General features: G+C 48.0%; 5 protein-coding genes. 3 read left to right on the forward strand and 2 right to left on the reverse strand.

Features of this window, described 5'->3' with window-relative positions:
• Positions 1-17: 17 nt before the first annotated feature.
• The gene (gene tssC, locus ACLJXE_RS18060; protein WP_410751598.1) at positions 18-1,565 is read right to left on the reverse strand and encodes a type VI secretion system contractile sheath large subunit; all 1,548 of its coding nucleotides are present in this window, start codon (positions 1,563-1,565) and stop codon (positions 18-20) included.
• Positions 1,566-1,597: 32 nt separating this feature from the next.
• The gene (gene tssB / locus ACLJXE_RS18065) at positions 1,598-2,095 is read right to left on the reverse strand and encodes a type VI secretion system contractile sheath small subunit (RefSeq protein ID WP_410751599.1); all 498 of its coding nucleotides are present in this window, start codon (positions 2,093-2,095) and stop codon (positions 1,598-1,600) included.
• 874 nt (positions 2,096-2,969) lie between these two features.
• Here tssB and ACLJXE_RS18070 point away from each other — a divergent pair.
• The 3 genes from ACLJXE_RS18070 to ACLJXE_RS18080 all read left to right on the forward strand — a co-directional run bounded on the left by ACLJXE_RS18070 (position 2,970) and on the right by ACLJXE_RS18080 (position 8,010).
• Positions 2,970-3,536 carry a Slp family lipoprotein gene (locus tag ACLJXE_RS18070; protein WP_410751600.1) on the forward strand — a complete coding sequence of 189 codons (567 nt, stop codon included), beginning with the start codon at positions 2,970-2,972 and terminating at the stop codon, positions 3,534-3,536.
• A 165-nt stretch (positions 3,537-3,701) separates the two neighbouring features.
• On the forward strand, positions 3,702-4,859 hold the full coding sequence (locus ACLJXE_RS18075; protein WP_410751601.1) for an efflux RND transporter periplasmic adaptor subunit: 1,158 nt from the start codon (positions 3,702-3,704) through the stop codon (positions 4,857-4,859).
• Between the two features lie 28 nt (positions 4,860-4,887).
• Positions 4,888-8,010, forward strand: coding sequence for an efflux RND transporter permease subunit (locus tag ACLJXE_RS18080; protein ID WP_410751602.1), 3,123 nt, complete (start codon positions 4,888-4,890; stop codon positions 8,008-8,010).
• Positions 8,011-8,427 lie beyond the last annotated feature (417 nt).

Consider the following 8,427-nt stretch of genomic DNA (forward strand, 5'->3'; position numbering starts at 1 on the left):
CGGCTTCCTGCCTTAGGTTATGATTTCGCCTTCGGCATCTGGGAAACCAGTGACAGGTTGACGTCCATGCCTTCCACCTGGAAGTGTGGGATGGCGTACAGCTTCACGCGGAAGAAGCCCGGGTTATCTTCGATATCCTCAACCACAACTTTGGCATCACGCAGTGGATGTGAGGCCTGCAGTTCGTCACCCGGATCGGTCATTTCAGTGACCAGGCTACGTACCCAGGTATTGAGTTCCAGTTCCAGCAGACGACGGTCCTTGGTCGTACCGATATTTTCTCGCTGGATAAGCTTCAGGTAGTGGGCAATACGCGACAACAGGAAGATATAGGGCAGGCGCGCATTGATGCGGCTGTTTGCCGTCGCATCTGCGGTATCGTACAGCGCCGGTTTCTGGGTCGAGTTTGCGCTAAAGAAACACGCATAATCGCGGTTCTTGTAGTAGCTGAGTGGGATGAATCCCAGGTTAGCGAATTCAAATTCACGGGTTTCCGGAATCATCACCTCACTCGGGATTTTCACCTGATTCCCGGTACCGAGATCGTACAGATGGATTGGCAGGTCCTGAACCGCACCGCCGGCCTGCGGGCCACGGATCTGCACGCACCATCCGTTGTCGATGAAACTGCGCACCATGTTGGCGGCAAAAGCAAAGGAGGCGTTGGTCCACAGGTATTTGTTGTGATCCGGACCTTTGACTTCTTCCACGTAGTTAAAGCTACGTACCGGAACAGTATCCGGGCCATAGGGCAGACGCCCCAGTACGCGCGGCATCACCAGTCCGATGTAACGTGCGTCATCAGTATCGCGGAAGGATTTCCATTTGATGTACTCAGCACGGTCAAAGTAGTTACCGATATCTTTAATCGCCGCGACGTCTTCCATCGAGTCTTTAAGGAAGAATTTCGGGCCAGCGGAGCCGATAAATGGCATATGCGCAGCAGCGGACACTTTTGAAATATTACGCAGTAAAGCGATGTCCTGAGCGGATGCATCAAACTCATAGGCAGAAATCAGCGCTGCAATCGGTTCTCCGCCGGGAGTGTCATACTCATCAATATAGGTATGTTTATACAGTCCACTCTGAATGATTTCCGGGCTGTCTTCAAAGTCCTGTCGCAGATCCTCTTTGGACATGTCCAGCAACTCAATTTTCACGTTCCTGCGAAAATCCGTTTTATCCACCAGCGACTTTAATCCCCGCCAGGTACTTTCTGTTCGCTGAAACTCTTCATGGTGCATCACCGCATCCAGCTGGCGGCTAATCTGGTGATCCAGTTCTGCGATGTGGTGGTCGATCAGATTCTTGTCTAATTTCTCGACTTTTGAACCTGATTTTGTCAGACACTCCAGAAATACCTGCATCCCGGCAGTCAGACGTTCATCAGCAGTGGCATCCGACATCGCCTGGGAATCTTGCCAGATATCCAATGCGCTCAGTTCAGAGACCGGATTCAGATTTATTTTTTCAAACAGAGACGCGTAAACCCCACCGGCTAAAGGGCGTTCCAGTACAACGCTTTCGCCACCAGCAGTCTTTTCATTTTGTACAGACATGAGCATTCCTTGGTTAATCCGTTATTTCTTTATGAGGGTTACGACTGTTTTGGTGCCAGGGATGAAAGTTCGGCTCTGAGTTCTGCGCTTAACGCGGGATCCAGCAGAACTTTTTCCAGCTCCTTTCGGAAGGTCTGGTTATCGAGCAAATTGGCTTTTAAATCACGAAGCAAATTACGCATAGAAAGCATTGCCTTCAGCTGTGGAATTTGTCTGGCAACCTGTTCCGGGGTGAAATCTTTCATACTCTGGAACGTCAGTTTGATATTGTCCTCACTACCGTCATCAGCAAGCGTATTTTTAACGGTAAGATTCACTTTTGGGGAATATTCGGAAAGAATAGCGTCGAAATTATTTTTAGTAACATTCACTTTTTCGCGCTCGGATAACGGCGCAGACTCCTGGCCATTACTGAAATCACCCGTAACCAGTAATTTCAGTGGCAACTCAGTTTTCTTGCTCGCCCCACCGGTATGCAGATCAAGTTTTAAATTGATACGTGCCTTCGGCACCTCACTCTGGAAGCTGTCAGCCATAAGTTCATCCCTCTTATATATTGCTGTGTGATATTTGTCATACAAGTCATTTTCGCACCAATAATAGCGTAAAATATGATCTTTGATCAAATTTACAGATCTAAGATCTGTGTACTAGGAAAAAATAAGAATTTTCCACTATTTGTTAATAGGAAATCATCCTGCAAAACAGGATGTTCTGACTGTTAACCGCTCCAACGGTGGCGACATATCTCGAATGCACAAAAAATAATGGAATTTTTACGCCAAAGAGATTTAAAAGTGATAAAAATCAATGAAAATTAAATCAGAGTGTTTTTTACGAATAAGACTTTCAATTAAATTCGAAGAAGGCGTAATAGCACCCTGCCAGTGAATAAAATAAAGCATTAATAAAAGAAGTGGTGAGAATTCAGAACATACAAGCAATATATAATTTGTTCGCTAATGATTAAAACTGGTTATGGCCATTCGGAGTTAAAAAGCAATAAAACATCAGATGGCACATTGAGAAATGTATATGAGAAATGCATAAACGACATTATCCGGATGTTTACACCGCCAGAACACCATTTGCCATGCATCACTCCCTGGCAGCGCAGTCTGCGCAGCAATGGTTTTAGTCATGTCCGTCACCTCTGGTAGAGAGTTTACTCACTGAGTCGCGTGTCTACTTTTCGTGGGTATGATCAAGCAAACGTCACCAACGTACTGGCAACTTGACGTATTTTTGGCAACCGGACCTGGAGCATCACTCAGTGGTTAATATTGAATACCAGAATCCATCTATAACCATGAGCTACAATTATATTACTTTTAGATAATCAGCAGCGCACCTGATGACAATAATGATCAAAGGTTTACTATAGACTTGTTTTTTTAGCAGGAAAATAAAATGAACAAGACCAAAGGCGTAATGATTATTGCCCTTGCATTCGTCCTGTCGGCGTGTGCTTCAATTCCTGAGAATATAAAGGGTAATAATCAACCAGACATCCAAAAAGACTTTATATCCGTCCATAACCAACCCAGCTTATATAAAGGTCAGCAGGCGCGTTTTGGTGGTAAAGTCATCAATGTGATCAACACAAAGAATGACTCTTTACTTGAAATCGCGGTTCTCACCCTTAACAGCTATGCCAAACCAAAAATAGACGCAAACTATCAGGGGCGTATTCTCGCCAGCCAAAAAGGTTTTCTGGATCCGGTTAACTACAGGAATCACTACGTCACTATTTTAGGGACGATCCAGGGAGATGAACCAGGGTTCATCAATAAAATCCCGTACGACTTTGTTAAAGTTGACTTACAAGGCATTCAAATTTGGCATCTGACAGAGTCGGTCAACACAACCTATGGCATGTGGGATTACGGCTATGGCGCCTTCTGGCCAGACCCCATGTGGGGTGCGCCATACTACGCAAACACCGTTACTCAGGTCACACCAGAGTTAGTGAAATAATTCAGTTGCACGATGGCGCAATTATATTACGCCATCTCAATCTTTAGCCAAATAAATGGGCTTTGCCATTCTCATGCCTGACCTCATCATATTATTTATCGATGACATCCCTCCCCTGCATGAAATACCAAAAAATGTGCACATACAAATTCGCCAGGGATTACTATGAACAGAAATCACTTACTGTTGATACCATTACTCTTTAGTGCTGCAATCATCACTGCGTGTGATAATAAACCCTCAAAAAATACGACCATCACGGAACCCGAGGTCGGCGTTATTACTTTAACCCCTTCTTCCGTTAATATTAAAAGCGAACTTCCGGGCAGAGCCGTTTCGTTCGAAATCGCTGAAATAAGACCTCAGGTCAGTGGTATAATTATTAAGCGAAACTTTATTGAGGGAGATAAAGTCAGTAAAGGAGAATCTCTTTACCAAATTGATCCTGCCCCTCTGCAAGCAAAACTCGATGCAGCTAAAGGCTCTCTGGCAAAAGCGCTGGCCACCGCCAATAATGTGCGCTTAACATTACAGCGTCAGTCTGCCTTATTAAAATCCAATTATGTCAGCCGCCAGGATTATGACACCACGCGTTCTCAACTTAACGAGGCTGACGCTAACGTCGCTGTCGCCAGAGCGAATGTCGAGCAGGCCACGATTAACCTTCATTATGCCAATGTCACCTCGCCTGTTGATGGCATCAGCGGCACATCCTCCGTTACTGTTGGCGCGCTGGTCACTGCGAATCAGGAAAACGCGTTGGTCACCGTTCAGAAACTGGACCCCATTTATATTGATTTAACACAGTCAGTGCAGGACTTCTTACGCCTGAAAGAAGAGAAATCCAGCGGAAAAATTGCCCAACAAAAAGGCCAGATTCCGGTTGAGCTGATGCTGGAAAATGGCAAACCCTACCGCTATACCGGTACGCTTCAGTTTTCCGATCCTGCCGTCGATGAAGCCACCGGCTCCGTGACTCTGCGCGCCATTTTCCCTAATCCTGACGGTGAAATTTTACCCGGCATGTATGTTACGGCTCTGTTGGATGAAGGTCGCCAGCAGGACGTTTTAATGGTCCCTCAACAAGGAGTGACTCATAACGAGCAGGGAAAGGCCACCGCGCTGATCCTTGATCAGGAAAACGTGGTGCAACTGCGCGACATAAACGCTGTACAGGCCGTAGGTAACCAATGGCTAGTGACCGGGGGATTACGTCCCGGCGACCGGGTTATTGTTTCCGGATTACAAAGAATCCGTCCGGGAATCAAAGCCAGGGTTCTCTCTTCACACCCGAATAGCTCCGACACCGTAACCAAACAGTAATATTCCAGGCATTAAGGACTCTTTCTTCATGGCCAATTTTTTTATTGAGCGCCCGGTTTTCGCATGGGTGCTCGCGATTATTCTGATGTTTACCGGGGGGATCGCGATCATGAATCTGCCGATCGCCCAATATCCGCAAATAGCGCCCCCGACGATTACTATTAACGCCGCCTATCCAGGCGCAGACGCAAAGACCGTTGAAGATTCCGTCACTCAGGTGATTGAACAAAATATGAATGGCCTTGATGGCCTGATGTACATGTCATCCACCAGCGATGCAGCAGGTAATGCAGCCATTATCCTGACCTTTAAGAGCGGCACATCACCCGATATCGCCCAGGTTCAGGTGCAGAATAAACTGCAGTTGGCGATGCCTTCCTTGCCGCAGGAGGTTCAGCAACAAGGGGTCAGCGTTGATAAATCCAGTAGTAATATCTTAATGGTTGCTGGCTTTATCTCGGATAATAACAGCCTGAGCCAATATGATATTGCCGACTATGTTGCTTCGAATATTAAAGATCCTCTCAGTCGTACCGCCGGGGTAGGGAGTGTGCAATTATTCGGTTCGCAATACGCCATGCGTATCTGGCTGGATCCGCAAAAACTCAACAAATATAGTCTCACGCCGCAGGATGTTATTTCGCAAATCAAGATACAAAATAATCAGATATCGGGAGGGCAACTGGGCGGTATGCCCCAGTCGGCAGATCAGCAGTTGAATGCGTCAATCGTTGTTCAGACTCGTCTGCAAAGTACCGATGAGTTTGGCAAGATCTTCCTGAAAGTCCAGCAAGATGGTTCTCAGGTTCTGCTGCGGGACGTCGCGCGAATTGAGCTGGGGGCAGAAAACTATTCTACGGTCGCACGGTATAACGGCAAACCCGCCGCCGGGATTGCGATTAAGCTTGCCGCTGGCGCGAATGCGCTGGAAACATCCCGGGCAGTCAAAAAAGAGCTGGACAGATTATCGGCCTGGTTCCCTGCCAGCATGAAGACCGTTTATCCCTATGACACCACCCCGTTTATCGAGATTTCAATTCAGGGTGTTTTTCAGACATTGATCGAGGCCATCATCCTGGTCTTCCTCGTCATGTACCTTTTTCTGCAAAATTTCCGCGCGACGCTTATCCCGACTATCGCGGTTCCCGTTGTTATCCTCGGCACATTTTCAATCCTGTCTGTTGCAGGTTTTACGATTAATACCCTGACGATGTTTGGCATGGTGCTGGCAATAGGACTTTTAGTCGATGATGCCATCGTAGTGGTCGAGAACGTTGAGCGTATTATTTGCGAGGAAAAATTGTCACCAAAAGCGGCGGCGCATAAGGCGATGGGCCAGTTGCAAAGAGCGCTGGTCGGTATTGCCGTGGTGTTATCCGCCGTATTTATGCCAATGGCTTTTATGAGCGGCGCAACAGGTGAAATCTTCCGTCAGTTTTCCATCACCTTGATATCCGCTATGACGCTGTCGGTATTCGTGGCGATGAGCCTGACGCCCGCACTGTGCGCAACGCTATTAAAAGCAGCGCCTGAGGGGAATAACGCAAAAACACATTTCCTGTTCACCCGTTTCAATCATTTCATGGAGAAGTGCACCCAACACTACACGGACAGCACGCGTAAACTCTTACGTTGCACAGGCCGTTACATGGTCATCTATTTGGTTATCGGGGCAGGCATGCTTGTCCTGTTTTTACGCACCCCAACCTCCTTTTTACCGGAAGAAGATCAGGGGGTATTCATGACTACTGCGCAATTACCTTCGGGTTCAACGATGGTGAATACCAGCAAGGTTCTGGGCGAAATCACCGATTACTATCTGACGAAAGAACAGAAAAATGTCGCGTCTGTTTTTACCGTTGGCGGATTTGGCTTCAGCGGTCAGGGGCAAAACAATGGACTGGCATTTATCAGCCTGAAGCCATGGTCTGAGCGTGTTGGGGAAGAAAACGCGGTTACCGCCATTATTCAACGGGCAATGGTCGCCTTAAGTGCCATCAATAATGCCGTGATTTATCCATTCAATTTACCTGCCGTGGCAGAACTGGGAACCGCTTCAGGGTTTGATATGGAGCTGCTGGATAACGGCAATCTTGGGCACACAAAGATGATGCAGGCTCGCAACCAACTCCTGGCGCTGGCTAATCAGTCATCCGGAGAGGTCGCCGGGGTGCGTCCTAACGGGCTGGAAGACACGCCGATGTTCCATGTTAATGTCGACGCCAAAAAGGCCGCAGCCATGGGTGTTTCACTCTCGGACATTAATCAGACCCTCTCCACGGCGTTCGGTAGTCGTTATGTCAATGATTTCCTTAACCAGGGACGCGTTAAAAAAGTGTACGTCCAGGCCGATACACCGTTCCGCATGTTGCCCGGCAATATAAACCATTGGTACGTGCGTAACGCCTCCGGTTCCATGACCCCGCTTTCTGCCTACTCAACCACCGAATGGACCTATGGCTCCCCCCGTCTTGAACGCTACAACGGGCAACCTTCAATGGAAATTCTGGGACAGCCGGCTGTCGGGAAAAGCAGTGGTGATGCGATGAACTTTATGGCATCCCTGATTAATCAATTGCCTGCCGGCGTCGGTTACGCCTGGACGGGTCTGTCTTATCAGGAGGCGTTATCCACAAACCAGGCGCCCATGCTGTATGCCATTTCGCTTGTTGTGGTATTTCTTGCACTGGCAGCCCTGTATGAAAGCTGGTCCATTCCTTTTTCAGTGATGCTCGTGGTGCCAATTGGCATCGTCGGTGCGTTGCTGGCTACCGACCTGCGCGGTTTAAGTAATGATGTTTATTTCCAGGTTGGCCTGCTCACCACGATGGGTCTGTCGGCTAAAAACGCCATTCTGATCGTTGAGTTTGCCGTCGAAATTATGCAAAAAGAAGGAAAAACACCGCTTGAAGCCGCAGTGGAAGCAGCGAAAATGCGCTTACGCCCTATTCTGATGACGTCGCTGGCCTTCATTTTGGGGGTTATTCCCCTGGCAATAAGCCACGGTGCAGGTTCAGGCGCGCAAAATGCGGTAGGGACTGGCGTAATCGGGGGGATGCTGGCCGCGACCGTGCTGGCGATTTATTTTGTCCCGGTCTTCTTTGTCCTTGTCGAAAGCACGTTAGCCCGATTTAAAACACCGCGCGGTTAATGCCTGCGAAAACGCATCCCACCTGATGCGTTTTCATATAATGACAGCCGACTTTTTAAGTAGACCGACAAAGCCTCATGCAGAGTAATAACGCTTTTATTTAAACTCGCTGATGGGATGAACGTTATTTGCAGGTGTAAACGCAATACGTTTCATTCCCTCCAGCGCTTTTTCGAGGTGTACGCGTGGACATCCCCGGTTCAGGCGGATGAATCCACGACCAACCGAACCAATGCTGCCCCGTTTACCGGCCACAGTTGCTAAGTAAAAAAATGAAGGCTCTTTTGCCGTCGGTGGCGTTGACGGCCTGTATCTTCGAAACAGAGTGACCCTGGCCCAAAATCAGTGCAGTGCTAAATCAGAGATCTTCGCCTTTCCGGAGACTTCGGATGAATTCAGCCGGAGTCATGTCATTTA

It is taken from the genome of Citrobacter sp. U14242, from assembly GCF_046555775.1.
Lineage (GTDB): Bacteria > Pseudomonadota > Gammaproteobacteria > Enterobacterales > Enterobacteriaceae > Citrobacter.

Coding starts and splice junctions, on each gene's coding strand:
- tssC (WP_410751598.1), bottom strand. CDS start 1,565: ATGCTCATGTCTGTACAAAATGAAAAGACTGCTGGTGGCGAAAGCGTT.
- tssB (WP_410751599.1), bottom strand. CDS start 2,095: ATGGCTGACAGCTTCCAGAGTGAGGTGCCGAAGGCACGTATCAATTTA.
- ACLJXE_RS18070 (WP_410751600.1), top strand. CDS start 2,970: ATGAACAAGACCAAAGGCGTAATGATTATTGCCCTTGCATTCGTCCTG.
- ACLJXE_RS18075 (WP_410751601.1), top strand. CDS start 3,702: ATGAACAGAAATCACTTACTGTTGATACCATTACTCTTTAGTGCTGCA.
- ACLJXE_RS18080 (WP_410751602.1), top strand. CDS start 4,888: ATGGCCAATTTTTTTATTGAGCGCCCGGTTTTCGCATGGGTGCTCGCG.